The organism is Kitasatospora sp. NPDC058190 (genome assembly GCF_042883685.1).
In the GTDB taxonomy this organism is placed as follows: Bacteria; Actinomycetota; Actinomycetes; order Streptomycetales; family Streptomycetaceae; genus Kitasatospora.
Genome location: NZ_JBHVVI010000118.1, coordinates 1 through 26,558 on the forward strand (window position 1 = coordinate 1; position 26,558 = coordinate 26,558).

Annotated in this window: 21 protein-coding genes, 1 pseudogene and 1 riboswitch; of the genes and pseudogenes, 10 read left to right on the forward strand and 12 right to left on the reverse strand. The window is 72.8% G+C overall.

Features of this window, described 5'->3' with window-relative positions:
• Positions 1–144 precede the first annotated feature (144 nt).
• The 5 genes from hisN to ACFVWU_RS36455 all read right to left on the reverse strand — a co-directional run bounded on the left by hisN (position 145) and on the right by ACFVWU_RS36455 (position 4,695).
• Entirely contained in the window at positions 145–942 is a 798-nt protein-coding gene (gene hisN / locus ACFVWU_RS36435; RefSeq protein WP_387628941.1) for a histidinol-phosphatase, read from the reverse strand.
• A gap of 94 nt (positions 943–1,036) precedes the next feature.
• A complete protein-coding gene (locus tag ACFVWU_RS36440) occupies positions 1,037–1,360 on the reverse strand; it encodes a multidrug efflux SMR transporter (protein ID WP_363569454.1) in 324 nt (107 codons plus the stop codon).
• Between the two features lie 112 nt (positions 1,361–1,472).
• The gene (rsgA, locus tag ACFVWU_RS36445; RefSeq protein WP_380615440.1) at positions 1,473–2,528 is read right to left on the reverse strand and encodes a ribosome small subunit-dependent GTPase A; all 1,056 of its coding nucleotides are present in this window, start codon (positions 2,526–2,528) and stop codon (positions 1,473–1,475) included.
• A 15-nt stretch (positions 2,529–2,543) separates the two neighbouring features.
• Positions 2,544–3,875, reverse strand: coding sequence for a 3-phosphoshikimate 1-carboxyvinyltransferase (aroA, locus tag ACFVWU_RS36450; RefSeq protein WP_387628944.1), 1,332 nt, complete (start codon positions 3,873–3,875; stop codon positions 2,544–2,546).
• A gap of 94 nt (positions 3,876–3,969) precedes the next feature.
• Positions 3,970–4,695: a M50 family metallopeptidase gene (locus tag ACFVWU_RS36455; RefSeq protein WP_387628947.1), complete on the reverse strand. Its 726-nt coding sequence runs from the start codon at positions 4,693–4,695 to the stop codon at positions 3,970–3,972.
• Between the two features lie 136 nt (positions 4,696–4,831).
• Between ACFVWU_RS36455 and ACFVWU_RS36460 the strand changes: the two genes are divergently transcribed.
• The 8 genes and pseudogenes from ACFVWU_RS36460 to def form a co-directional block, all read left to right on the forward strand.
• Positions 4,832–5,584 carry an SOS response-associated peptidase gene (locus ACFVWU_RS36460; RefSeq protein ID WP_387628949.1) on the forward strand — a complete coding sequence of 251 codons (753 nt, stop codon included), beginning with the start codon at positions 4,832–4,834 and terminating at the stop codon, positions 5,582–5,584.
• Between the two features lie 62 nt (positions 5,585–5,646).
• A complete protein-coding gene (locus ACFVWU_RS36465) occupies positions 5,647–6,285 on the forward strand; it encodes an alpha/beta family hydrolase (protein WP_387628951.1) in 639 nt (212 codons plus the stop codon).
• A 450-nt stretch (positions 6,286–6,735) separates the two neighbouring features.
• On the forward strand, positions 6,736–7,386 hold the full coding sequence (locus ACFVWU_RS36470) for a sigma-70 family RNA polymerase sigma factor (protein ID WP_167349734.1): 651 nt from the start codon (positions 6,736–6,738) through the stop codon (positions 7,384–7,386).
• Positions 7,383–7,814, forward strand: coding sequence for a mycothiol system anti-sigma-R factor (gene rsrA, locus ACFVWU_RS36475; RefSeq protein ID WP_387628953.1), 432 nt, complete (start codon positions 7,383–7,385; stop codon positions 7,812–7,814). Before ACFVWU_RS36470 ends, rsrA begins: the two co-directional genes overlap by 4 nt.
• 361 nt (positions 7,815–8,175) lie before the next feature.
• A complete protein-coding gene (locus ACFVWU_RS36480; protein WP_387628955.1) occupies positions 8,176–9,609 on the forward strand; it encodes an HD-GYP domain-containing protein in 1,434 nt (477 codons plus the stop codon).
• 86 nt (positions 9,610–9,695) lie between these two features.
• Entirely contained in the window at positions 9,696–10,985 is a 1,290-nt protein-coding gene (locus ACFVWU_RS36485; protein ID WP_387628958.1) for an HD-GYP domain-containing protein, read from the forward strand.
• 278 nt (positions 10,986–11,263) lie between these two features.
• Positions 11,264–12,250 (forward strand): tetratricopeptide repeat protein, encoded by a 987-nt coding sequence (locus tag ACFVWU_RS36490; protein ID WP_387628960.1) that lies wholly within the window; start codon positions 11,264–11,266, stop codon positions 12,248–12,250.
• 141 nt (positions 12,251–12,391) lie between these two features.
• Positions 12,392–12,931, forward strand: a pseudogene (def, locus tag ACFVWU_RS36495) (peptide deformylase); the annotation flags it as partial.
• Positions 12,932–13,002: 71 nt separating this feature from the next.
• Here the strand turns inward: def and ACFVWU_RS36500 are convergent.
• The 7 genes from ACFVWU_RS36500 to ACFVWU_RS36530 all read right to left on the reverse strand — a co-directional run bounded on the left by ACFVWU_RS36500 (position 13,003) and on the right by ACFVWU_RS36530 (position 23,436).
• Positions 13,003–14,046, reverse strand: a complete 1,044-nt coding sequence (locus ACFVWU_RS36500) for a ferritin-like protein (protein ID WP_387628962.1) — start codon at positions 14,044–14,046, stop codon at positions 13,003–13,005.
• 289 nt (positions 14,047–14,335) lie between these two features.
• Entirely contained in the window at positions 14,336–15,172 is an 837-nt protein-coding gene (locus ACFVWU_RS36505; protein ID WP_387628965.1) for a hypothetical protein, read from the reverse strand.
• Positions 15,173–15,380: 208 nt separating this feature from the next.
• Positions 15,381–16,397, reverse strand: a complete 1,017-nt coding sequence (locus ACFVWU_RS36510) for a ribonucleotide-diphosphate reductase subunit beta (RefSeq protein WP_387628968.1) — start codon at positions 16,395–16,397, stop codon at positions 15,381–15,383.
• The gene (locus ACFVWU_RS36515) at positions 16,397–18,802 is read right to left on the reverse strand and encodes a ribonucleoside-diphosphate reductase subunit alpha (protein WP_387628981.1); all 2,406 of its coding nucleotides are present in this window, start codon (positions 18,800–18,802) and stop codon (positions 16,397–16,399) included. Before ACFVWU_RS36515 ends, ACFVWU_RS36510 begins: the two co-directional genes overlap by 1 nt.
• 189 nt (positions 18,803–18,991) lie before the next feature.
• Positions 18,992–19,134: riboswitch (cobalamin riboswitch) on the reverse strand.
• Between the two features lie 62 nt (positions 19,135–19,196).
• A complete protein-coding gene (locus ACFVWU_RS36520; RefSeq protein WP_387628971.1) occupies positions 19,197–20,939 on the reverse strand; it encodes a glycosyltransferase family 39 protein in 1,743 nt (580 codons plus the stop codon).
• Positions 20,939–22,012, reverse strand: coding sequence for a glycoside hydrolase family 26 protein (locus ACFVWU_RS36525; protein ID WP_387628973.1), 1,074 nt, complete (start codon positions 22,010–22,012; stop codon positions 20,939–20,941). Before ACFVWU_RS36525 ends, ACFVWU_RS36520 begins: the two co-directional genes overlap by 1 nt.
• Positions 22,013–22,017: 5 nt before the next feature.
• Positions 22,018–23,436 (reverse strand): glycosyltransferase family 2 protein, encoded by a 1,419-nt coding sequence (locus ACFVWU_RS36530; RefSeq protein WP_387628984.1) that lies wholly within the window; start codon positions 23,434–23,436, stop codon positions 22,018–22,020.
• A 436-nt stretch (positions 23,437–23,872) separates the two neighbouring features.
• Between ACFVWU_RS36530 and ACFVWU_RS36535 the strand changes: the two genes are divergently transcribed.
• Complete coding sequence (locus ACFVWU_RS36535) at positions 23,873–25,090, forward strand: ricin-type beta-trefoil lectin domain protein (RefSeq protein ID WP_387628976.1); 1,218 nt, start codon at positions 23,873–23,875, stop codon at positions 25,088–25,090.
• A 272-nt stretch (positions 25,091–25,362) separates the two neighbouring features.
• Positions 25,363–26,505, forward strand: a complete 1,143-nt coding sequence (locus tag ACFVWU_RS36540; RefSeq protein WP_387628979.1) for a LamG-like jellyroll fold domain-containing protein — start codon at positions 25,363–25,365, stop codon at positions 26,503–26,505.
• The last annotated feature ends 53 nt before the right edge of the window (positions 26,506–26,558 follow it).

Here is a 26,558-nt window from a genome sequence, read left to right on the forward strand (position 1 = left end):
CCAGCTCGCCTCTGGGGCGCTCCTGGCCCGGTGCCGACGGTCGACGCTCCGGCGCTCGTGCCTCGCTTGTCGCTTCTCCCTTTCGGCACCGGCGCGCCCCTTCGGCTCGGGGCGGGGGACTCGCCCGCTCGCCTCCGGGGCGGATCAGACGCTCAGCCGCCGCAGGGTCTCCTCGTGCAGCAGGCCGTTGGAGGCGACGGCGTCGGCGCCGCCGGGGCCGGGGATGCCGTCCAGGCCCGTGAAGCGGCCGCCGGCCTCCTCGACCACGATGCAGGGTGCGGCCATGTCCCACAGCGACAGCTCGGGCTCGGCGGCGATGTCCACGGCGCCCTCGGCGAGCATCATGTAGGACCAGAAGTCACCGTAGGCGCGGGTGCGCCAGCAGGCGCGGGTGAGGTCCAGGAACGGGTCGAGGCGGCCGCGGTCCTCCCAGCCGGTGAGGGAGGAGTAGGAGAGGGAGGCGTCCTCGATCCGGGACACCCCGGAGACGTGGATCCGGGAGGCCTTGGCCAGGCTGCGGCCGGCGAAGGCGCCCAGGCCCTTGGCGGCCCACCAGCGGCGCTGCAGCGCCGGGGCGGAGACGATGCCGACCACCGGGCGCTGGACGCCGTCCGGGCCGTCCTCCAGCAGGGCGATCAGGGTGGCCCAGACCGGGACGCCGCGGATGTAGTTCTTGGTGCCGTCGATCGGGTCGATCACCCAGCGGCGCGGGCCCGAGCCCTGCAGGCCGAACTCCTCGCCGAGGACAGCGTCGCGCGGCCGGGCGCGCTGGAGCACGCCGCGCACGAGTTCCTCGGCGGCCTTGTCGGCGTCGCTGACGGGGGTGAGGTCCGGCTTGGTCTCGACCGTCAGGTCGAGGGCGCGGAAGCGCTCCAGGGTGACCGAGTCGGCCGAGTCGGCGAGGACATGGGCGAGTCGGAGATCGTCGTGGTAGTCGGCCATGTCCGAAACCCTAGCGAGCCCGTCCCGATCGGCACAGCCGGGCTCGCGGAGCGGGACGCCTCCCACCGGACGCCTCCCACCGAACGCCTCACGGCTAGTGGGCGGTGCCGCTGAGCTGCAGGCCGATCACGCCGGCGATCACCAGGGAGATGGAGACCAGCTTGAGCACCGAGGTGGTCTCGTCCAGGAAGACCATGCCGTAGACCGCGGTGCCGGCCGCGCCGATGCCGGTCCACACCGCGTAGGCGGGGCCGACCGGCAGGCTCTTCAGGGACAGGGTGAGCAGGCCGAAGCTGCCGAGGGCGAACACGCAGAAGCTGACGGTGGGCCAGAGCTTGGTGAAGCCCTCGCTGAGCTTGAGGTTGATCGCGAAGCCGGTCTCCAGCAGGCCGGCCAGGACCACCAGGGCCCATGCCATCGCGTGCCCTTCCTGTCGATCGACGGACGGACCGTGCCCGGCCCGACTTTCCTATGATCGCCAGGCGGGCCCGCTCCGACACCTCGAACGGCCCACGGACCGGGGGAGAGCCTCAGTCGCCCTCGCGGGACTCCTTGCTGGCCAGCAGACGGCGCAGCGAGTAGAGCCGGGCGGCCTCGGCGTGGCCCTCGGCGACCCAGGCGTCCAGGGCGCAGTCCGGTTCGTCGTGGCTGCACGCGCGCGGGCAGTCGACGGTGCCGGGCTCCAGGTCGGGGAAGGCGTGGATGACCCGGGACGGGTCGATGTGCGAGAGGCCGAAGGAGCGGAAGCCGGGGGTGTCGATCACCCAGCCGGAGTTGAGCGCCTTCTTGGAGCCCGCCTTGGCGCCGGGCGGCGGGGGCAGCCGCAGCGCGAGAGCGGAGACGGTGGTGTGCCGGCCGCGGCCGGTGACGGCGTTGACCTGGCCGGTCTGCCGCTGGCGGTCCGGGACGAGGGCGTTGACCAGGGTGGTCTTGCCGACGCCGGAGTGGCCGATGAACACCGTGGAGCGTCCGCGCAGGTGCTCGCGGACGGCCTCGGCGCCGGTGGTCTCCAGTTCGTCCCGGCGGGTGACGACGTAGGCGATGCCGAGCGGGGCGTAGGACTCCAGCAGCGGGGCGGCCGGGGCGAGGTCGGACTTGGTGAGCACCAGCAGCGGTTCCATGCCCGCGTCGTAGGCGGCGACCAGGCAGCGGTCGATCAGCCGGGGGCGGGGCTCGGGGTCGGCCAGGGCGGTGACGATGGCCAGCTGCTCCGCGTTGGCGACGACGATCCGCTCGTACGGGTCGTCGTCGTCCGCGGTGCGCCGCAGCACGGAGCTGCGCTCCTCGACCCGCACGATCCGGGCGAGGGTGTCGGTGTCCCCGGAGAGGTCGCCGACCAGGCTGACGACGTCGCCGACGACGACGCCCTTGCGGCCCAGCTCGCGGGCCTTCATGGCGACGACCTGGCGCTCCTGCTTGGTGCCCGGGTCGATCAGGCAGGTGAGCCGGCCGCGGTCGACGGTCAGCACCATCGCCTCGGCGGCGTCCTCGTGCTTGGGCCGGATCCGGGTCCGCGGCCGGGAGCCCCGGCGGGCGGGGCGGTTGCGGATGTCGTCCTCGTCGGCGTCCTTGCCGTAGCGGCGCATGGCTTCAGTCTCCGCTCAGGCGTCCGCCGCCGCTCCGCCGAGCAGCTCCGACCACATCTTGGGGAAGTCGGGCAGGGTCTTGGCGGTGGTGGCCACGTTCTCCACCTCGACGCCGGGCACGGCGAGGCCGACCACCGCGGCGGCGGTGGCCAGGCGGTGGTCCTCGTAGGTGTGGAAGACGCCGCCGTGCAGCGGGCGGGGGCGGATCCGCAGGCCGTCCTCGGTCTCGCTGACGTCGCCGCCGAGGTCGTTGATCTCCTTGGCGAGCGCGGCGAGCCGGTCGGTCTCGTGCAGGCGCAGGTGGGCGATGCCGTACAGGTGGGACTCGGAGTCGGCGAGGGCGGCGACGGCCGCGATCACCGGGGTGAGCTCGCCGACGTCGTGCAGGTCGGCCTCGATGCCGTGGATCCGGCCGGTGCCGGTGAACTGCAGGCCCTCGTCGGTGAACTCGCAGGCGCCGCCCATCCGGGTGTAGAGGTCGCGCAGCTGGTCGCCGGGCTGGGTGGTGTGCTTGGGCCAGTCGCGGACGGTGACCCGGCCCCCGGTGACCAGGGCGGCGGCGAAGAACGGCGCCGCGTTGGACAGGTCGGGCTCGACCACCAGGTCGCGGCCGAGCAGGGCGCCGGGGGTGACCCGCCAGACGTCCTTCTCGCCGCCGTCCTCGGGGGCGTCGACCTGGGCGCCGGCCAGGCGCAGCATCTCGACGGTCATCCGGATGTGCGGCAGGGAGGGGACGGGGCCGCCGACGTGCCGGACCTCGACGCCGTGGTTGTAGCGGGCGCCGGAGAGCAGCAGGGCGGAGACGAACTGGGACGAGGAGGAGGCGTCCAGTTCGACCGGGCCGCCGTCGAGGCCGCCGGTGCCGTGGACGGTGAGCGGGAAGGTGCCGCGGCCGTCGTCCTCGATGCGGGCGCCGAGCGCGCGCAGGGCGTTGATCACGCCGTGCTGGGGGCGCTCGTGGCTGCGCGGGTCGCCGTCGAAGTGGACGGGGCCGTCGGCGAGGGCGGCGAGCGGGGGCAGGAAGCGCATCACGGTGCCGGCGTTGCCGACGTCGACGTTGGCGGGGCCGCGCAGGACGGGGGCGGGGATGACCCGCCAGGCCTCGCCGCCGCCGGTGCCGCCGGAGTCGTTGTTGACCTTCTCCTCGATGGTGACCCCGAGGGCGCGCAGGCCGTCGGCCATCAGCTGGGAGTCGCGGCTGCGCAGCGGGCGGCGCACCCAGCCGGGTCCGTCGGCGAGTGCCGCCAGCACCAGGGCCCGGTTGGTGACCGACTTGGAGCCGGGGATGGTGACGGTGGCGTCGACGGGGGCGGTGGCGACGGGGGCGGGCCACAGGGTCTCGGTCATGGGGGCCAGTCTAGGCGCCGTACCGGAACGACCCCGGTCGGTGGCCGCATGGCGATACTCGCCGGCCCGCGCCCCGGGCGGGTGGGCGTGGCGGTCAGTGCAGGGGCTGGAGCAGCCAGGCGGCGCCGAGGGCGAGGCAGGCGAGGGCGACGAGCAGGAAGACGGTGACCCAGGCGAGGGCGGGGACGTGGGTGAGCCGGGCGAGTTGGTCGGCGTCGGAGTCGCGGGCCCAGCCGATGCGGCGCTGGTGCTGGAGTTCCAGGACGGGGCGCACCGCGCCGATGAGCAGGAACCAGCAGCCGAGGTAGGCGAAGCCGGCCTGGACCTGGGCGCTGCCGAACCAGGAGACCAGGAAGAAGGCGCCGCCGGCGACCAGGACGGTGAACAGGCCGAAGGCGTTGCGCACGCGGATGAGCAGGGCCAGCAGCAGGGCGATGGCGAGCCACAGCAGCAGGGTGATCCGGTCGGCGGCGAGCAGGGCGGCGCAGCCGAGGCCGAGCAGGGCGGGGGCGGTGTAGCCGGCGGCGGCGGTGAGGACCATGCCGGGGCCGGTGGGGCGGCCGTAGGAGAGGGTGAGGCCGGAGGTGTCGGAGTGCAGCCGGATGCCGGCGAGTTTGCGGCCGGTGGCGAGCGCGGCGAGGCCGTGGCCGCCTTCGTGGGCGATGGTGACGGCGTTGCGGGCGACGTGCCAGAGCGGGCGGGCGAGGACGGTGAGCAGGGCGGCGGCGCCGGTGGCCAGGACGAGCCAGCCGGGCGGGGCGGCCTGGGTGCCGGTGACCTGGTCCCACAGGGCGCCGAGGTTCTGGTCGTTGGCGTTCATCGGGGGGTCTCGCCTCCGTTCGGTGCGTTGGGCCGTTCGGGGCAGCCTCCCATGCGGGGACGGGTGGGTGGGAGCGGGCGGTTCCGGTCGGGGATGAGGAAGGGGTGAGAAGGGGCGGCATGGCAAGCTGGCCCGCATGTGCGGTCGCTTCGCAGCCAGCAGCAAGCCCGAGGACATCGTCGAGCTGTTCGACGTGGAGTACTGGGATCCCGAGGAGACCCTGGACCCGAACTGGAACGTGGCGCCGACCACCAGCGCGTTCGTGGTGCTGGAGCGGTTGTCCGAGGAGCGGCCGCGGCCGCTGCGGCAGCTGCGGGCGCTGCGCTGGGGGCTGGTGCCGCCGTGGTCGGACTCCGCCGGGACGGCGGTGAAGATGATCAACGCCCGGTCGGACACGGTGCACGAGAAGCCGGCGTACCGGCAGGCCTTCGCCTCGCGGCGGTGCATCCTGCCGGTGGACGGCTACTACGAGTGGCAGACGGTGCCGGGCGAGCGGGGCAAGGCGCGCAAGAAGCCGTTCTTCGTCTCCCGGGCGGACGGCGGCCCGCTGGCGCTGGCCGGGCTGTACGAGTTCTGGCGCGACCGGGCGGTGCCGCCGCAGCATCCGCAGGCCTGGCTGGTGACGTTCACGATCGTCACCACGGACGCCGAGGAGGCGCTGGCACCGATCCACGAGCGGATGCCGCTGTTCCTCGACCGGGAGTCCTGGGGCGAGTGGCTGGACCCGCGGCTGAGCGACCCGGACCGCCTGCGCCGACTGCTGGTACCCCCGCCGCCCGGCGCGCTGCTGGCCACCCCGGTGTCCCCGGCGGTCGGCAGCATCCGCAACAACGGCCCGGAGCTCAAGGAGCCGTGGGTCGAGACCGAGTACGAGACCACATTGTTCTGACGTCGTCCGGACTCGCGTCCCGGATCCACGTCCTTGGATTCAAGCCGGCTGGAGCCGCTGAGATGACCACCTCCGAACTCGTTGCCACCGGAGCCGGCGAGGCCCGGATCACCTACCACCGGGCGGCCGCCCCGAGGGCCGTGCTGGCGCTGGGGCACGGCGCGGGCGGCGGGACCGCGGCGCCGGACCTGGTGGCGCTGGCCGAGCGGCTGCCGCCGCGCGGGATCACCGTGGCGCTGGTCGAGCAGCCGTGGCGGGTGGCGGGCAGGAAGCTGGGGCCGGCGCCGAAGACCCTGGACCTGGGCTGGCGGCCGGTGGCGGAGCGGCTGGCCGGGCAGGGGCTGCCGCTGGTGGTCGGCGGGCGCAGCGCCGGGGCGCGGGTGGCGTGCCGTACGGGGGCGTCGACCGGGGCGGTGGGGGTGGTGGCGCTGGCGTTCCCGCTGCACCCGCCGGGCAGGCCGGAGAAGAGCCGGGCGCAGGAGCTGCTGGAGTCGGGGCTGCCGACGCTGGTGGTGCAGGGTACGGCGGATCCGTTCGGCGGGCCGGCGGAGTTCCCGGAGCTGCCGCGGGGGCACGAGCTGGTGGAGGTGCCGTACGGCGGTCACGGGTTCGCGGTGCCCAAGCGGGCGCCGGTCGGGGAGGACGAGGTGCTGGGGCTGATCTGCTCGGCGGTGGGGGACTGGGTGCTGCGGCTGGTGTGAGCGGGTCGTCGCCGGGAGGGCCGTGAGCGGGTCGTCGCCGGGAGGGCCGTGAGCGGGGCGCCCGGGGTGGCCGTGAGCAGGGAGTTCGCGATCGCTCACTCGTGCGAGTGAATGGTGTGCGCGGGCGGGAATGCGGGCGGGGCCCGGGTGGTTGTCGTGTCCGTCAGCACGAGTCACCGGTGAGAGGCAGGGCAGATGGGTTCGATCGCGTGCCCCGAACGGCCTGAGGAGCGCGAGGCCACCACGGCGTTCGCCCCTTCCTGGTCGGAGTGGCTCGATGCGGGCGAGAAGCCCGTCAGCCCGATATCCTCCATTTCTGGGCGGCCCGCCGTGGGTCGTTCCCGTCATGCCGAGGAGGTGGGTCCGGTCGTCGGGACCGAGCACGAGGCCGAGCCGGGCCGTGGCCCGGACGAGGCCCTGCCTGCGGACGAGGCGCTCACCGGTGAGGAGCTGGCCGAGGCGATCGGCGAGGACACCTTCCGGGTGTCGGCGGAGGAGACCGAGGAGGCCCGGCGGGAGCGCTTCGAGCGCGACGCCCTGGGCTACCTGGATCCGATGTATTCGGCGGCGCTGCGCATGACGCGCAACCCGGCGGATGCGGAGGACCTGCTCCAGGAGGCGTTCGCCAAGGCGTACGCGTCCTTCCACCAGTTCCGTGAGGGCACGAACCTCAAGGCCTGGCTGTACCGCATCCTCACCAACACGTTCATCAACTCGTACCGCAAGAAGCAGCGGGAGCCCCAGCGCACCGCGGCGGAGGAGATCGAGGACTGGCAGCTGGCCCGGGCCGAGTCGCACATGTCGACCGGTCTGCGCTCGGCCGAGACCCAGGCGCTCGACCACCTCCCCGACAGCGATGTGAAGGACGCGCTCCAGGCCATTCCGGAGGAATTCCGGATCGCCGTCTATCTCGCGGACGTAGAAGGCTTTGCGTACAAGGAGATCGCGGACATCATGGGTACTCCCATCGGTACGGTGATGTCCCGGCTGCACCGCGGCCGCCGGCAGCTGCGCGGCATGCTGGAGGATTACGCCCGTGAGCGCGGGCTGGTCCCGGCCGGCAGCGGGGCAGGGCAGGAAGCGAAGGGCTCGGGCTCATGAGCTGCGGCGATCCGCACGAAACGGAGTGTGGCGAGGTCCTCGACCACCTCTATGAATTCCTCGACAACGAGATGGCCGAGGGTGACTGCGCCAAGCTGCGCGTGCACTTCGAGGAGTGCTCGCCGTGCCTGAAGCAGTACGGGCTGGAGCAGGCGATCAAGGCGCTGATCAAGCGTTCCTGCGGCTGCGACGACACCCCGACCGACCTGCGCGGCAAGGTGCTGGCGAGGATCGACTCGATCCGGGCCGGGCAGCGCTCGGGAGAGCCGGTGGTGGTCGCCGCGGAGACCTCGGTCGAGGTGCACGCCGAGTCCGCCCGCCCGGCGCCGACTATGACGAAGGCCCAGGCCCAGGCGGGGGAGGGCGCGGCCGAGGAGCCGGCCGTGCGCCCCGGTGCGCCGGTCGAGGCCGGCGCCCCGGCGGAGTGAGCGGCCGGTCGGCGCGCGGTCACGCGGCCGCCGACCGCGCGCGGTAGTGCGCCGGCCCGTCGACGAGGGCGGCCCGGCGGTTCGGGCAAGGAGTTCAGCGGCCCCGGGAGCGTGCGCTCCCGGGGCCGCTCCCGTTCTGCTCGCATGCGCCGTCACTCGTTCGAGTGAGTTGGCGGTGCGCCAACTGCGTCATCGCGCGATCATGCGTCCCCGTGCCCGGGCGGCGGCCTATCCTCCTGACGGACGCTCACCGTCGGTGCCCCCGGCGCGCTGAGGCAACACGGGCCCGGACGGCGGGGAGGTCGAGATCGCTACCGACAGTGGAGGCGCGACCCTGCCGCAGGGGGCGGCGCGCTACCTGGTGGCCGTCCCGGTGGCGGCGCTGTGCTGCCTGCTGCCGCTGCTGCCGCAGGCCGTGACCCCCGGGGTGCCGCGCTGGTTCGGCCACCCGGTGGACTGGCCCAAGGTCGGACTGCTGGCCTTCCTGCACGGCTGCTGGGAGTCGCTCGCTCAGGGCCTGCCCACCCCCTGCTCGCTTCTGGTGCGCCGGTTGCTGCGCCGCCCCGCGCCCACCAGGCGCGCCCCCGCCCGGCCCGGGGTGAACGCCTTCTTCCCGGTGCTGTTCGCCGGGGTGCTGATGCTCCCGCCGGCCGCCGCCGCCCTGGTCGCCGCCCCCGCCGCGCTGCTCGGCGGCCCGACCGGGCCCGGCTGCCGCCGGCGCCAGCTGTTCAACGGCGCGCAGCTCGCGCTGTGCGCCTTCGCTTCCTCCGTCGCCTTCCACCTGCTGCGTGGCCCGCAGCTGCTGCTCGGCTCCCGCTTCCCGGCCGCGCTCGTGCCGGGCTTCGTCGCCGTCGTCACGTTCTGCCTGGTCAACGGGGTGGTGGTGGGGGTGATGGTGATGCTCGGCGAGGGCCGTGGGGCCGGGGTGGTGCTGCGCGGGGCCTGCTCGGTGTGCGGGCTGCCGGTGCTGGTGCACGCGGCCGGCGGGCTGATGGTCTCGGTGCTCTGGCAGGGCCCGTACGGGGCGTTCGCCGCGCTGCTGGCCCTGCTGCCGCTGTCCATCTCCGCCTGGGTGTTCGCCCAGGGCCAGCGCGAGCGGGACGCCCACCAGGCCACCGTGCAGTCGCTGGTGCAGGCCGTGGAGATCAAGGACGCGTACACCCGCGGGCACAGCGAACGGGTCGGCCGGGCCTCGGTGCTGATCGCCACTCAGCTCGGCATGGAGGCCGAGCGGCTGCGCACCCTGCGCTTCGCCGGGATCCTGCACGACGTCGGCAAGCTGGGGGTGGCCACCGAGCTGCTGCGCAGAAACGGTCCCCTCAGCGAGGACGAACGCCGGGCCGTGGAGGTCCACCCGGTGTACGGGTACGAGCTGGTGCGCGGGATCGACTTCCTCGGCGAGGCGCACGCCGGGATCCTCCACCACCACGAGCGGATGGACGGGCGCGGCTACCCCAGCGGGCTGGCCGGCGAGCAGATCCCCGAGTTCGCCCGGATCATCTCGGTCGCCGACGCCTTCGACTCGATGACCTCCACCCGCTCCTACCGGCGTGGGCGCCCGGTCACCGAGGCGGTGGCCGAGCTGGAGCGCTGCTCGGGCAGCCAGTTCGACCCGGTGATGGTGCGCGCCCTGATCGACGCGCTGGCCGCGCACGACTGGCAGCCGGTGGTGCACTCCGAGGACTGCGTACGGGCCGTCCCGGACATCCCGCTCGGGGTGCCCGAGCCGGTGCGGGCCGCGCCCGGCCGGGTGCCCGCCCAGGGCGGGACCGTGCCCGCGGTCGGGCAGCCGTGACGGGCCCCGGTCGGGCCGGCTCCGGCCGTACGGGGTCCGGTCGGGCGACGCCCGGCCGGGCGGCCCGCGGACGCACCGCCCGCGCGGTGCACACGGCCGCCGCCGTGCTGCTGGCGCTCGCGCTCGGCGCGGTCGCGCTGCGCGGGGTCGCGGAGCCGGGGGTCGCGCTGGCGTTCACCGCGCTGATCGCGCTCGGCGAGTGCGTCCGGATCACCCTTCCGGGTGATCGCGAGCAGGCGCCCATCGGCGCGGCCGGCGCGCTGGCGTACGCCCTGCTCGGGCCGCTGCGCGGAGTGCCCACCGCACACGGCACGCTCCAGGTGGTCGCCGTGACCGGGGCCGGCCTGCTGCTGGCCTGGCTGCCCGGCCTCGCTCTGCCGCACCGCCCCGAGCGCCCGCACCGGCGCCCGCCCTGGGCCGACCCGGCCCGCCGGGACGGCGCCGCCCGCCGACTGCTCGCGGTCGGCTTCGCCGCCGCCGTCTTCCAGCCGCTGTACAACGGCGGCCTGGTCGACCGCTTCTCTCCCGAGGGCCCGGCCTACGGGGCGTTCCTGACCACGGTCGCCGCCCTGGCGGCGCTCTGCGACGCCACCCTGGCGGCACTGCTGCGCTGCGACTCGGCCGGCCCCGAGAGCGGGCTGCGGCTCCCGGCGGCGCTGGAGGACGAGTTGCGCTCGCTGTTCGGGATCGGCTCGGCGATCGTCGCCACCGGGATGCTGGTCAGCCTCGCGGCCGGCGAGGTGGGGCTGTGGGCGCTGCCGCTGTTCTGCACCCCGCTGCTGCTCGCCCAGGTGTCCTTCCGGCGGGCCGCCGCGGTGCGGGCCACCACCGGGCAGACCATCGCGAGCCTGGCCCGGGCCACCGAGGTGGCCGGCTACACCCCGCACGGGCATGCGCGCCGGGTGGCGGACACGGCGTGCGCGCTCGGCCGCGAGCTGGGGCTGGGCACCCGGGAGCTCGCCCTGCTGGAGTACGCGGCGCTGATGCACGACGTCGGCCAGCTGTCCCTGGTCGAGCCCGTACCGGACGGCGCCACCGCGCTGCTGCCCTGCGACGAGCAGCAGCGCATCGCCCGCCTCGGCAGCGAGGTGATCAGCCGCACCGGGGTGCCCCGGCAGGTCGCCGAGCAGGTCGCCCGGCTGGCCGATCCCTGCGCCGGGCCGGTCGGCGGCGAGGGCTCGGCGCCCCTGGCCGCCCGGATCATCCGGGTCGCCAACGCCCACGACGACCTGCTGACCACGGCCCGCGGCCGGGGCGTCGGCGAGGCGGTGGGGCGGCTGGAGGCGCTGGAGGTGCTGCGGCTGGGCCGCGGCCGGCTCTACGACGCCCGGGTGGTGGACGCCCTGGTCCGGGTCGGCGGGCAGGCGCGCGGCTGAGCCCGTCCCGTCCGCGACCGTCCCGTCGGTGGATCGAGGCCCGCTCGGCCTCGGGTCGGGCCCGTGCGTCCAGGGGTTGAGGAGGCGCGCTCCGGCGGGCAGGCTGGGGAGGGGCGGGCCCCAACCTCGGCGGTGGGGAGCGCGGGCGGGGGCGAGCGTGGTTGGATGCGGTCGTAGCGTGGAACACCGACCCGGGGCACCGGGACCCGGACCCCGTCGAGGACGGGACGGGCCCGTCGGTCACGGGACTTGAGCGGACGACGACGGCAGGGACGAACGTGAGGATCTTCCACCGGGCACGGCACCGGCCGTCCGCCACCTGGCGGCAGACGACCGATCGGGCCTTCACGCTGATCGGCGACGGCCGCTACGAGGACGCCGGCGCCCTGCTGGTGATGGCCGCCGACCTGGAGCCCTGGCTGTCCGACTCCTGGTTCAACCTCGCCCTGCTGCACAAGTTCCGCCGGGACTGGGAGCAGGCCCGCTCGGCCGGCCTGCGCGCCGTCGCCCTGCTGGACCGCGAGCACGGCGCCCCCGACTGGTGGAACCTCGGCATCACCGCCACCGCCCTGCAGGACTGGCCGCTGGCCCGCCGCGCCTGGCAGGCGTACGGGCTCAAGCTGCCCGGCGGCCCCGGCGTGGACGGCCCGGTCAGCCTGGACCTCGGCACCACCCCGGTGCGGCTGTCCCCGGAGGGCGAGTCCGAGGTGGTGTGGGGCCGGCGCCTGGACCCGGCCCGGATCGAGGTGCTGTCCATCCCGCTGCCCTCCTCCGGCCGCCGCTGGGGCGAGGTGGTGCTGCACGACGGCGCCCCGCACGGCGAGCGGGTCACCGACGGCGTCGCCTACCCGGTGTTCGACGAGATCGAGCTCTGGGCGCCCTCCCCGGTGCCGACCTACGTGGTGCTGTTGCAGGCCGCCACGTCCGGCGACCGGGACGCCCTGGAGCGGCTGGTCGCCGAGGCCGGCTACGCCGCCGAGGACTGGACCTCCTCGGTGCGGCTGCTGTGCCGGGCCTGCTCGGAGAGCCGGATGGCCTCCGACGACGGCATCGTCGCCCACCACGACCCGCACGACGACGGCGACGCCGCCCACCCCGGCCACCTCAGCCACCTCAGCCAGGGCGGCGCCGCCGGGATGTCCTGGCTGGTCGAGCGCGAGTGCGGGATCGCCGCCCCGGCGAACCTGGTCCGCACCCTGCTGGACCGCTGGGTCGCGGCCGCCCCGGGAACCCGGGCTTATCGGGATCTCGAAGAAGTGTGCTGAGTACCCTGGTGAGGTACGCGTAGACCTATGGAAGCGGAAGACATGGCGGAGCAGCACGACCACGAGCACGAGCACGACGTGGAGGGGGCGGCGCCCGAGGCGCCGGCCAAGGTGATCGGTGAGGAGCCCGACCTCACCAAGGGCACCGCGCGTCCGATCACCGTCGTGGGCAACCCGGTGCTGCACCGCGAGGTCAAGGACGTCACCGCCTTCGACGGCGAACTGTCCGCGCTGATCGACGACATGTTCCAGTCGATGTACGCCGCCGAGGGCGTGGGCCTCGCGGCCAACCAGATCGGTGTGGACCTCAAGGTCTTCGTCTACGACTGCCCGGACGACGAGGGCGTGCGCCACATCGGCCACGTGATCAACCCGACGCTGGAGGAGTACCCGGCCGACCGCCGCCGGGTGCTCGACGACGGCAACGAGGGCTGCCTGTCCGTCCCGGGCGCCTACGCCGAACTGCCGCGCCCGGACTATGCGGCGGTCACCGGCGTCGACAAGGACGGCGCGCCGATCCGGGTCGAGGGCACCGGCTTCTTCGCCCGCTGCCTCCAGCACGAGACCGACCACCTGTACGGCACCCTCTACATCGACAAGCTGTCGAAGCGGGACCGCAAGGACGCCCTGCGCCAGATGGCCGAGGGCACCGCGCGCTACGCGACCGTGCCGAACGAGTAAGGGTCGGGTAGTAGCAGCAGTAGTCGGCGAAGGCCGGTGCGGTCTCCCGCACCGGCCTTCGCGCTGTCCGGCTACACGAGGAGCCACTCGGGGCCGTAGGTGGAGCCGGGGTCGGCGGGGAGCTTGACGACCTCGATCTGCTGGGCCGTGGCGCGCATCTGGAACATCAGGCCGATCGCGGTGTTGATCGCGGACGGGTCGTCGCTCCAGGCCTTCTCGAGGGCGCGCATCATGTCGCTGTACTGCTGGTTGAAGGCGTCCAGGAGCTTGGCGGTGGGCTGGTCGGGCGAGTTGGGGTCGCCGGTGCGGGGCCAGCCGCCCTTGGGCACCCGGGCGACCGGGGAGGTGGCCGGCAGCGGGACGTCGGCGCCGGTGAACTCCCACTTCTGGGTCGTGTTGTTGAAGACGAGCTTCTTGCCGACGGCGATCTCCTTGAAGGCGTAGTAGTGGGCGAGTTCGCCCGGGCCGCTGGGGAAGGGGTCCTCCGGGGAGGCCGTGGTCCCCTCGCCCTGGCTCTGGATGATGTCGATCGCCTTCAGCACGTCGTCGATGGTGTTCATCGCGGTGATGTTGCGGTTCGGCCCGGGCGAGGAGATCACCTGCCGCTGACCGGTGAGGAGGTGGGCGAACTTGGGGAAGACGTTGGCGATGCGCTGGTAGAAGGCGCCGATGGTGTTGCCGTCGACCGCGAAGGCGAGCGGGTTCTCGGGCTTCTCGATGTCGGAGAAGAGCTTGGCCGAGTCGCGGCTCAACCCGCTGAGGTAGACCGTCAGCCCGGGATTCACGCCGCCGGGAAGCTCGCCCGGGTACTTCGGGACGGTGAGCGGGTCGGTGAGGACGACCGTGCCGCCGATGCTGGTCAGCATGTTGCAGACCAGCCCGAAGTGGTACATCTCGTCGAGGATGATCTCGTGGATGGTGTGACGGACCGGCTTGCTGTTGTCCGGGTCGGTGATCGACCAGAGGGCGGTGGCGTAGGGCGCGATGGTCGACACCTCCAGCATGATTGCCCGCTGGAGGGCGTCCTTGAGCTCCTGTTCGGTCCAGTCCTCCTCCGCCATGCTCATGAGCTGGGCGATGGCGTCGCTCTCGTAGTCGAGGATTCCGGTCGTCACGGGGGTGCCCCTTTCGTTCGGCTGTGCGCCGGACGGTAGCCGGGGGTCGGTCGTGTACGGATGCGTTGTGCCGGTGTGGCCCGGTAGTTCATTCGGACGGGCGGCGCGCGGTGCCGTTGCCGCCCCTCCCCGCGTGAACGCCGGGTCGGGCGGGGGAGTTGGCCGCTACCGAGGGGGTGCGTCCAGGAGGCTGAACCGTGCGGCCTCGATTGGGCGGCGCTTCGCTTCCTTCGGCAATGGAGGTGCCTCTTCCCCGGCGGGCCCTTGCGGGGAGCAAGGGCCCGTCTCCTCACGGGCGGGACTCGTACAGCACCGTGTGGAACAAGCCCGCCTCCTCCCGGCCTGACGGGTCCATCCCCTGCGACCGGACGGCATCCACGGCGAACCGCTGTTCGCGTTCGCCGGTGAAGCGGCGCTGAGGGTGGGTCCGGGCGGTGTCAGCCGTCGTGCGGAGACCGTGAGCGGCGAGCGTGTCGGCGATGGGACCGTACGGCACGGTTCGCAACCAGAAGGCGCTGACCCAGACCGGACGCCGGGCTCGGCTCAGCAGTGCGTCGAAGGTGCGCCGGGTGATGTAGCTTCCGCCGCCGGTCACGGTGATCAGTCCGACGTCCCCCAGGGCGGAACTCAGCCGCGCTCCGGGCTGATGGAGTTCGAGATTGTCCGTGCATCCGACGTCCAGCAGGCCGACGGCCTGGGCATAGCGGACCGCGCGGGCGGCGATGTCCAGGCCGATCGCCGGAAACGCGTCCGGGCGTCGGCGCTGTGCGTAGAACTCCTTGTCCCACGCCATCAGTTCGTCCGTCGACAACTTCTGCGCCTCGCGACCCGTGTAGTGCTCGTACAGGTCGGTCATGGTGAGGTCGTGGTTGAGCAGCGCGGCATTGATCCCGTAGGAGCAGCACACGTCCAGCACCGCGAGCCGCCGCCCCCGGGCATCCTCGGCACGATTCCGGAGGTCGGCCGTCCGGCGGAACACCGACTGCGCATGGTGCGGGATCTCGTAGCCCAGTGGCGCGAGCCGGGTGAAGTACGCGCGCGGATCCGCCTGGTCGTAGATGTCGTCAAAGCGGGCTTTGCCGGCGGTCGTGCCTTCCGAGCTGCTCCCCGCGCCGAATTCGCTCATGTCCCTGCCTCCTGACGGTTCCTCTTCCTGCGGGGCCGCCGATTCCGGCCCCAGCAGGAACATGACACAGGCGCTCGCAAACTGCCCGCAAGCTCGGCGGACAAGCGGGGCGCACTTGCGGTGTCAGCGTGTGTCTCGGAGTGCTGGTCCACTACTGAGAGAGGGGGAGCGCCGAGTGGCGCTCCCCCTCCGTCAGGGCTCTGACTCTTTAGAAGTCGTCGTCGAAGGAGACCGAACCCTCGACGGCCACCTGGTACGCGGACACCCGGCGCTCGAAGAAGTTGGTCAGCTCCTGGACGTTCTGCAGCTCCATGAAGCCGAACGGGTTCGCCGACCCGTAGCGGATCGGCAGGCCGAGCCGCGCCAGGCGCTGGTCGGCCACGGCCTGGAGGTACTCGCGCATCGAGGCGGTGTTCATGCCGGGCAGGCCGTCACCGCACAGGTCCTGGGCGAACTGGAGCTCGGCCTCGACGGCCTCCTCCAGCATCTCCGTGACCTGCTTGGCCATCTCGTCGTCGAAGAGGTCGGGCTCCTCCTCGCGAACCGTGTCGACCACGGAGAACGCGAAGTCCATGTGCATGGACTCGTCGCGGAACACCCAGTTGGTGCCGGTCGCGAGGCCGTGGAGCAGGCCACGGCTGCGGAACCAGTACACGTAGGCGAAGGCGCCGTAGAAGAACAGGCCCTCGACGCACGCGGCGAAGCAGATCAGGTTCAGGAGGAACGCGCGGCGGTCTTCCTTGGTCTGCAGCGAGTCGATGTGGTCGACCGCGTTCATGTACTTGAAGCAGAACTTGGCCTTCTGCGCGATGGAGGGGATGTTCTCCACGGCGGCGAACGCCGCAGCGCGGTCCTCCGGGTCAGGCAGGTAGGTGTCCAGCAGCGTCAGGTAGAACTGAACGTGGACAGCCTCTTCGAACAGCTGCCGGGAGAGGTACAGCCGCGCCTCGGGCGAGTTGATGTGCTTGTAGAGGCTCAGCACGACGTTGTTCGCGACGATCGAGTCACCGGTCGCGAAGAAGGCGACCAGCCGGCCGATCATGTGCCGCTCGCCCTCGCTGAGCTTGGCGAGGTCGGCGACGTCGGAGTGCAGGTCCACCTCCTCGACGGTCCAGGTGTTCTTGATCGCGTCGCGGTACCGGTCGTAGAAGGACGGGTAGCGCATCGGGCGCAGGGTCAGCTCGAACCCGGGGTCGAGCAGCATCTTCTCGCGGTCGTCGGACATTACTGGCAGGCCTCGCAGGACTCGGGGTTCTCCAGGGAGCAGGCGATGGCGGCTTCCTGCTCCGGGGTGAGGGTCGGGGTGTTCACCGGCACGGGCGCGGCGGCGCGGGCGGCACCGGAGGCGGCCTGGGCGATGCGGGTCGCCGGGCGCGAGCGCAGGTAGTAGGTGGTCTTCAGACCGACCTTCCACGCGTAGGCGTACATCGAGCTGAGCTTGCCGATGGTCGGCGCCGCCATGAACAGGTTCAGCGACTGGCTCTGGTCCAGGTACGGCATACGGGCCGCGGCCAGGTCGATCAGCGCGCGCTGCGGCAGCTCCCAGGCGGTGCGGTACAGCGAACGGACCTCCTCCGGCAGCCAGTTGAACTCCTGCACGGAGCCGTTGGCGTCGCGCAGGGCGTCGCGGGTCTGCTGGTCCCAGACGCCGAGCTCCTTGAGCTCGCGCACCAGGTACGGGTTGACCTGGAGGAACTCGCCGGAGAGCGTCTCGCGCTTGAACAGGTTGGACACCTGCGGCTCGATGCACTCGTACACGCCGGCGATGGACGCGATGGTCGCGGTCGGGGCGATCGCGAGCAGCAGCGAGTTGCGCAGGCCGGTCTCGGCGATGCGGGCGCGCAGCGCCGTCCAGCGGTCGGCCCACTGCGGGGCGGCGCTCGGGAAGTGGTCGATGTGCAGCTCGCCGCGGGCGGCGCGGGTCTCGCCGTAGGCCTCGTGGCGGCCCAGCTGCTCGGCCAGGTCGGCGGAGCGCTCGTAGGCGGTGAGCATGATGCGCTCGGCGATGAGCGTGGACAGCTGCTTCGCCTCGGCCGAGTCGAAGTCGATCCGCAGCTTGAAGAAGACGTCCTGCAGGCCCATCACGCCGAGGCCCACCGGGCGCCAGCGGGAGTTGGACGTCCCGGCCTCGGTCGTCGGGTAGAAGTTGATGTCCACCACGCGGTCGAGGAAGGTGACGGCCGTACGAACGGTGGCGTCGAGGCGCTCCCAGTCCATGGCGCCCAGCAGGTCCTCGACCGAGGCCCCGTCCGCCACGTGCGCGCCGAGGTTGACCGACCCCAGGTTGCAGACGGCGGTCTCGGAGTCGTCCGTGACCTCCAGGATCTCGGTGCACAGGTTGGAGGAGTGCACCGTGCGGCCCGGCAGCGCGGTCTGGTTGGCGGCGCGGTTGGAGGCGTCCTTGAAGGTCATCCAGCCGTTGCCGGTCTGCGCCAGGGTGCGCATCATGCGGGCGTACAGGGTCTGCGCCGGGATGGTGCGGACGGCCTTGCCGGCCTGCTCGGCCTTGCGGTACGCCTCGTCGAAGTCGGCCCCCCACAGGTCGACCAGCTCGGGCACGTCGGCGGGAGAGAACAGCGACCAGTCGGCGTTGGCGTTGACCCGGCGCATGAACTCGTCCGGGATCCAGTGCGCCAGGTTGAGGTTGTGGGTGCGGCGCGCCTCCTCACCGGTGTTGTCGCGCAGCTCCAGGAACTCCTCGATGTCGGCGTGCCAGGTCTCCAGGTAGACGCAGGCCGCGCCCTTGCGGCGGCCGCCCTGGTTGACCGCGGCGACCGAGGAGTCGAGGGTGCGCAGGAACGGGACGATGCCGTTGGACTTGCCGTTGGTGCCGCGGATCAGGCTGCCGCGCGAGCGGATGCGCGAGTAGGACAGGCCGATGCCGCCGGCGTGCTTGGACAGTCGGGCGATCTGCGCGTAGCGGTTGTAGATCGAGTCCAGGTTGTCCAGCGGGGAGTCGAGCAGGTAGCAGCTCGACATCTGCGGGTGCCGGGTGCCGGAGTTGAAGAGCGTCGGCGAGGAGGTCAGGTACTCCAGGCGGCTCATCAGGCCGTACAGCTCGGCCACCTCGCGCACCGACTGCTCGGAGTCGCTGACCGCCAGGCCGCAGGCGACGCGGAGCAGGAAGTGCTGCGGGGTCTCGATCACCTTGCGGGTGATCGGGTGGCGCAGCAGGTAGCGGGACTGCACGGTGCGCAGGCCGAAGTACTCGAAGCGGTCGTCGCCGGCGGTGTCGATCAGCGCGTCCAGGGCGGCGGCGTGCTTGGCGACGAAGGCCGCGGTGGTGTCGCCGATCAGGCCCTCGGTGTGGCCGACGGCGATCGAGGCGGCGAAGGAGACCGCGCCCTGGCTGTTCGCCTCGTCGACGATCTCCAGGGCGAGCAGGCGGGCCGCCAGCTTCGAGTACTGGGGGTCCTCGGCGATCATCGACGCGGCGGCGTCCACGGCCAGCCCGCGCAGCTCGGCGAAGTCCGAGCCGGCGTGGCGGCCGCGCAGCGCGGCGGCGGCGACATGGCCGGGGTCCACCTCGGTGAGGTCGGCGCTGCGGTCGGTGAGAAGCCGCAGCAGCGCGCCGCCCGGGTCGGAGACCGTCGGGTCGGTGAAGGCGGTACCGGAGCCCTGGGCGGGCAGGGTGGCTGAGGCAGCGGTGGTCAAGGCGCTCTCTCCTGGCGGCGATCGGCGGCGGTGATCGAGTGGCACCGGACCGATCTGGGCAGGGGAGCACGGCGCGAACGCAAAGGCGCCGCGCGACGGTGTCTCCCCGGCCCGCCCGCGAGGCCCGGAGGTGTACTGCTGGTGCTGGCGCGGCCTCTGCGGGAGGGCCGTGGGCACGCCGTCGGCAGGTACTCGGACTCGCGGACACGGCTGCTGGAGCCGCCCGCACACCGCTGCGGGGCAGTCCCGGATTCCCACCGGGTTCCCCTGCATCGACAGCAGGACGAGCATACATGTAGTGCCGAGGGGCTGAGGCGGCACCATATGTTGTGCCTGTCGTGTCGCGGGCGCCGGCGGTTCCGGCGGGCTGTCAGTGCTTCAGGTACACCTTGTACGTGCTCGAATCACCGGTCGGGGAGGTGAACTGGGCGATCAGCCGGTACTGCCCGCTGGCGGTCAGGGCGGCGCTCAGGGCCCGGTCGGTGGCCTCCGGGGCGGTGCTGTCGAGGACGACCATGGTGAACCAGCCGTCCCGGATCGCGGCCGTGCTGCCGTCCGCGCCGTGGTGCTGCACCCCGGCGCCGTCGCGGTAGTCCGTCCCGGCCCGCGCCGAGACCCACTGCTCGGGTTTGCTGACGCTGCCCAGGTAGTACTCGGCGAGGCCGTCGACCTCGGTGAGGTAGTGGCCCTGGGGGACGGCGTGCGCCCGGAGGACGGCCAGCAGACGGCCGGAGTCGGGCCCGTTCTGGTAGCGCAGGGCGGACTGTTCCATGCCGAGGGCCAGCAACGCGACCCAGACCAGGATGCCCAGCTGGGGGTGGCGGAAGTGGGCGCCGATCAGCCGGGTGAGGCCGATCCCCGCGAGCGGGGCGGCGAGCAGCATGCCGTAGCCGAGGTGGCGGAACAGCGCCCCGGAGGTGCCGGTCCACAGGTGGACGGCCGGGACCAGCAGCGCGGTGGCGGTCAGCACGGTGCCGAGCAGGACGCGCTGGCCGCGGGTGGTGGCGACGCCGTCGTTCTCGGGCGACTCGTGTTCGTGCATCTGCTCGCGGCGGGTGTACGCGACCGTGCCGGCTACCGCGAGGACGGTGAACAGGCCGCCCCACTGGACGGTGCCGAGCAGGATGGAGCCGGTCGAGCCGGGGGCGTTGCCGTGCGAGGGGGACCAGTGGGCGACCTTCCCCAGCAGGCCGTAGGGCAGCAGGAGGAGGGCGGTGCCGAGGGCCAGCAGGAGGGCGCGCAGGGCGGCCGGGCCGGGCCGGCGGTGGGGCCAGGCGCAGGCCAGGGCCAGCAGGACCAGGGCGGGGACGGCGAAGGCCGCCGAGTAGGCGACGGCGCAGGCCAGTGCCGCGGCCGGGGCGGCCAGCAGGACCAGGGCCGGGGAGCGCCGGGCGGTGAACACCGTGGTCCAGGCCGCGAGGGCGACCAGCAGGACGGCGAGGGACTCGGGGGCGCCGTAGAAGCCGACCACGACGGTGGACTGCAGGACGGCGTAGGCGGCTATGCCGCAGATGGCGACCCGCTCGTTGAAGAGCCGTCGGGTCAGCGAGTACAGCAGCACCGTGGTGAGCAGCGCGAAGCCGAGGCTGAGCAGCCGGGTGCCCCAGATGCCGCCGGCGTTCGCGGCGGCGCCGGCCAGCGGCGGGTACAGCCAGGGCGAGCCGGGGACGCGGTCGAGCAGGTCGGTGGTGACCGGGGTGCCGTGCAGGAGGTGGGCGAGCTGCTGGCGGCCGGCGACCATGGTGGTGGCCTCGTCGGGGTGCGCGGCGGCGAGCAGGCGCAGGGAGAGCGCGGCCTGGACGCCCAGGACGGCGCCGAGCAGGCCGCGGGCGATCCAGCGGCGCCGGGGGCTGGAGGCCGGGTCCCAGCCGATCGCGGGGACCTGCGGGATGGTGTACGGAGCCAGCTCGACGGCATCGGGGTTGTCCACGGTCACGGCCACGGCCACGGGCGCGGCGGTGGCGGTGGCGGTGGCGGCGGTGGTGGTGGCCGCCGGGGCCCGGCGGGGCGCGGGCACGTCCGCCTCCGGCGCCTCGGTGGCGGGGATCCTCGCGGCGGGGGTCTTCGCGGCAGGGGTCTTCGGGGCGGGGGAGAACTCGGGCTCTGTACTCATCATGGGTTCCGGATGTCGAAGCCGTAGCGGGGGGCGGACACGTGCCGCTTGAAGGCGGAGAGGGTGTCCGGAACGGTCTCGACCCGCCAGTCCGCCCGCTTGATCATGTTGAACCAGATGAAGCCGACGATGTCGTCGTGCGCCTCCATCCCGGAGAACAGCTGGTCGACGAACGCGTGCTGGTTCCTGCCCTGCTCGGCGGCGGTCTCGCTGATGAAGAAGGGCTTCTTGCAGAAGGTGCGGATCTCGGCCATGGTCGAGCCGTACAGGCTCTCGAAGGTCTTGGGGCCGTCGTTGGTGAAGTAGCCGGTCATGCCGGCCCAGTCGACGTAGTCGTCGCCGGGGTAGTACGGCGCGAGGCGGGTGTCGGGCGCGGGGACGGTGATGTTGGGGCTCCAGACCCAGATCACGTTGGTCGCGCCGGCCTGGTCGAAGATGTCGTGGACGTGGCGCCAGGCCGCGACGAAGTCCTGGGCGCTGGCGGTCTTGCGGCCCCACGGGTACCAGTCGCCGTTCATCTCGTGCGCGATGCTGATGGCGATGGGCAGGTTGAGCTTGGCGACCGCCTTGGCCACGCCGCGCACGTAGTCGTCGGTGTCGCCGGCCGCGATCGAGGCGAGCGAGTGGTCGTACGGCTCCCAGGCCATGAAGGGCAGTGCCCCGGCCTCGTTGATCCGGCGCACGCCGGCGGTGTCGAAGCCGCCCTTCCAGTGGGCGTAGTACTCCAGGACGTTGGGCTGCTTGCCGACCGCGGAGGTGTAGTCGGGCAGCGCGTCCATCGAGGCGGGCACGCCGGTCAGGGCGGCGCCGAGGTACTTGTGGCCCGGCCTGAGCAGCGGGGTGATGTCGTACGGGACGCCGGTGGGCAGGGCCTTGGGCTTGGCGGGGGCGCTCCGGGCGGGCGCGCCGGGACCGCCGGCGGTGGCGGTCGGCGCGGGCTGGGCGAGGTTCTCCTGCAGCGCGAAGCCCGGGTCCGCGGGGCCGCAGCCGGTGGCGAGCAGCAGGGCGGCGGTCAGCAGCGGGAGCGCCAGCCGACGACGGGGCAGGCCGGCCCGTCGGGGGTGGGCGGACATGGTGATCACACTGCTTCCGTGGGGCGCGGCTGGACGAGGACCCGACCGACGATGGTGGCGTAGAAGAGGCCGGAGGCCAGGACGAGGGCGAAGTTCAGCGGGCCCATGGTGAGCATCCGCCAGATGCTCACCCCCACCCAGAGCAGGGCGGTCCCACCGCCCCAGACGATCACACCGATCCAGAACCGGCGGGTCTTGTTCTTCTTGGCGCCGCTGGAGCCGGTCGGCTGCCAGGCCATCCGGTTGCGGCGCACGATGTCCCAGATGGCGAAGACGTGCGCCCAGCCGTACATCATGCGGGCCGCCCAGGCCTCCAGCCGGTAGGGGTTGCGGTGCCAGAGCGGGAAGATGACCGTCGCGTAGATCAGGCCGGGCAGCACCAGCGCGGTGTTCTGCCAGCGGACCAGGTCGGGCCGGGCGAGCAGCAGGATGATCGGGACGAGCGGCGAGACGATGGTGAACAGCGCCGTGTGGATGTAGTAGAAGAACCCGGACAGGTAGCAGGCACGGGTGACCGGCCGCAGCTTGGTCTGCCAGAACTTCCGGCTGCCGAGCAGGCTCATGGAGCCGGTGCACCAGCGGTACTGCTGGTTGAAGAAGCCGCCGACGTTGTCCGGGCAGACGCCGGTGGCCAGGGCGACGGGTACGTACTGCAGGTCCCAGCCGAGGCGGCGCAGGTCGAATCCGGTGTGCACGTCCTCGGAGTGGCCGATCAGTGTGGTGCCGCCGTTCTCCTCCAGGGCGGCCCGCCGGTATATCGCGCAGCTGCCCACGCAGATGGCACCGTCGTTACGCTGCCGGGAGACCTGGACGGTCCGGTAGAACAGCTCCTGGACGGCGCCCGCGCCGCGCTCGATCCAGTTCTGCGAGTCGAGGATGCGGAAGAACTGCGGGGACTGGACGATGCCGAGGCGGGGGTTGGCCTCCATGTAGGGGAGCATCTCGTTCAGCAGGTCCGGCCGGGGCGCGAAGTCGGCGTCCAGGATGAGGATGTAGTCGCTGTCGGAATTGCGGAAGCCGAACTGCAGGTTCCCGGCCTTCTTGAACCAGCCGAGCTTGTTGCGGGTGCCGTAGACGAATTCGAAGTCGACGGCCATCTGCGCGAGTTGGGGGCTGTTGCTGTCGTCGAGGACGTACGGGGTGACCTCGCCCGGGTACTGGTCGCGCAGCCGGGCGACGTGGGTCCAGGTGTTGTGCAGGACCTCGATCGGCTCGCCGGCGACGGGCAGGAAGATGTCGACGGTCGGATAGCACTCGGGCTGCCAGGACTTGACCAGCGCGCGGTGCGCGGCGATGTCGAAGGTCTCGTTGAAGCCGTGCACCCACCGGGAGATCAGGTAGTACACGACGGTGAAGGCGAGCGGCGGGACGAAGACGAAGAACCACGGCGTCGCTTTGAGCAGGCCGATCTCGCTGGCCACCATGCAGCCGAAGCTGATCAGCGAGAAGCAGGTCAGCACCCACAGGTTGGTCCGCGCGTACAGGTACTTCTCGGTGTTGTCCGGCGGTTGGGGGAGCAGACCCCACTGGTTGCGGGCGGCCGGGTCGCGCCGGTTCCGGCGTCGTGAGACGGGTGGTTGACCGCTGCCCGCGAGTCGCGCGGGCTCGGTGACAGTCACGTGCTCTACTCCCCCGAAGCCGTACTGATCTGAACCCTCCCCGCGGGCCGGCCGTTGCCCGGTCGGGCTGCGGGGGGACGCCAGGATCGTACGGGACCCATCGCTGCGAATTCGCTCCCCCCTCTTCTGTCAGCCATCCGGAACCGATATCGAGTTCCGATCGTGATGTGAACCGGAGTGCCGGCGGAGCACTTGTGTACGGTTGTCCGCCCAGGGGGCGAGGACGGTTCGGGGAAGCGTGATGAACATCGAGGTCGGTGGGGCCGGGCGTGCGGCGCGCGGGCTGCGGGCGGTCGCCGCGTTCGGCGCGGTCACCGCGCTGCTGGCCGGGTGCAGCGGCGAGGTCGGGGCGGTGGAGCAGCCGCCGGCCGCCACCGCGTCGGCGACGGCGAGTCAGTGCTCGACCCCGCAGAACCCCTTCCCCAAGCTGGCGTTGGACGGCGGGTCGAAGATCCTCGAACCGAACCCGTGGAACACGGCGGGCACGGTCTGCGTGGACCCGGTGGGCGAGACCGGCTTCACGGTGTCCCAGATCCGCGACTTCGTCCCCAAGAACCCGCTGGCCCCGGGCGCCTACCCCAATGTCTCCACCGCCCCCGGCGCGAGCGGGCTGCCGGTGCCGGTCAGCGCGCTCGGCGACGCGACGGCCGACTGGGACGCCAACGGCCGGGTGAGCGGCTCCTTCAACCTGTCCTTCGACCTCTGGTACGGCTCCAGCCCGGACAACTGCCTGCCGGGGGAGAGCGCCGAGCTGATGGTGTGGCTGGACGCCACCGACAACGTGCGCCCGGCCGGGGACAAGGTCGCCGACGGCCAGCCGTTCGGGGACGCCGCGTACAACGTGTTCCAGGCGCCGATCACCGGCCCGCACAGTGTGATCAGCTATGTGCGCACCACGCCGACCCACACCACCCGGGGCCTGGACCTGCGGCTGTTCACCGCCGACGCGATGGCCCGCGGGTACGTCCCCAAGAGCTCCTACCTGTGCCGGGTGCAGGCCGGCTTCGAGGTGTGGAGCGGCGGCACCGGCCTGCGCAGCGAGTCGTTCGCCTTCCACAACCGGGTCGGGCTGCCGGTCGGCGAGATCCCGGCCGGGGCGCCCGGGATCTGCCTGCGGCACGGCGGCGGTGGACCGGTCGGCGCCCCGGTGACCGTCGGGGCCTGTGGCGACCAGGGCTCGTCGACCAGTTGGACGGTGGGCAACGACGGATCGCTGCGCGGGGGAGCGGCCTGCCTGGCGCCCGGCGCCGACCGGACCTCGGTCACGCTGGCCGGGTGCACGGGCGGATCCGGGCAGCGCTGGGTGCCCACCGCCGGGGGGCAGTTGACGCACCAGGACTCGGGGTTGTGCCTGGGCACCGCGGGCGGCGCGCTCGCGGACGGGACGGCGGCGCAGCTGCGCCCGTGCGCGGACGTGGTCTCCCAGCGCTGGAGGATTCCGTACAACGGGGTCTCGTGAGGCGGGCTGTCCGCCGCCCCCTTGACAGCATTGACGTTTCGTCCGTGCACCCGCCATGGGCGTGGCCGGGCTGATGCCCTAGCATTCCGGCCATGAGCGATCGACCGGTACCGAGTGGCGAGCCGGGCCAGCCCTACCCGCCACCGCAGCAGGCACCGGCCGGGGGGCCCGCTCCGGCCACCGGTGTGCCACCGCAGTCTCCGAGCGGTGCGTTCGGCCCCGCGACCGGCTTCGGGCCGCCGCCCGGTGAACCTTCCGAGCCGCCCCGGCAGATGACGTCCCGTTCGTCGTCGCAGCCGGTGCCCCCGGTGCCGCAGCCGGGCGGAGCCGCGCCGCCGCAGCCCGGGCCGGTGGCGCCGCAGCCGGTGCAGCCGGGCCCGGTGGCGCCGCAGCCCGTCCAGCCGCAGGCGCCGCAGCCCTTCCCGCAGCAGGCGCAGCCCGCCGCCGCCCAGCCGCCGCAGCCCGCGCCGCAGTGGCAGCAGCAGCCCGGCTTCCCGCCGCCGGCGTCCTCGTCCGGCACGCCGGACTGGGAGGCGCTGGCCGAGCGCAACGAGAAGGCCGCCAAGCGCGGCCGCCGGCTCAAGCTGATCGGCGCGGCGACCGCCGTGGTGGTCCTGGCCGGCGCCGGCGCGGGTTTCTGGCTGTACAAGAAGGACAGTGACAAGAAGCCGGGCCCCGTCGTCTCGGCGAGCAGCTCCGCTTCGAACGGCCCGTCCTCCTCCGCGAGCAGCGCCCCGCCGGTCAAGGGCATCACCAGCCCGCCGACCGTCGGCACCCTGCCGGCCAAGAAGGGCCCGGAGCTGAACCTGGGCGCCGACGCCAAGCCGGGGACGATGAGCGGCTTCTCCGGACAGGTCCTCAAGCTGCCCAGCGGCCCGGACTCCTTCGCCTCGACCTCCGGCCAGGCCGTCGACGTGAGCAAGAGCTTCACCGTCTCCGCGCGGGTGCTGGTCGACAAGCCCGACGGCAACCGCAGCGCGGTCAGCCAGGGCGACGGCCAGTACTACGCCTACTCGCTGGGCCGGGCGAACAACAACGGGCACGACCAGTGGTACTTCAAGGTCCAGGTCCCGGGCGGCGGTTCGGCGATCGCCTGGTCCAAGACCGACGCGACGGTCAACCAGTGGGTGCTGCTGACCGGGGTGTACGACGACCCGACGCAGACGCTCACCCTGTACGTCAACGGCGCCCCGCAGTCCTCGGCCAAGTCGGCCGGGGTGCAGCCGTCCGGCAACAACACCCTGCAGGTCGGGCGGCTGAGCTCGAACGGGCAGTGGGCGGACCCCTGGCACGGCGCGGTGGCCGACATCCAGACCTGGGACCAGGTGCTGCCGGAGGCCGACATCGTCAAGATCGTGGCGGGCCCGAGCTCGCCGCCGTCGGTCCCCCCGACCGGCGCCTGGCTCAACGGCTGATCCGCCCGAGAACGTCCGGCCGCCGCCCCGCACCGCCCTCAGGTGGTGCGGGG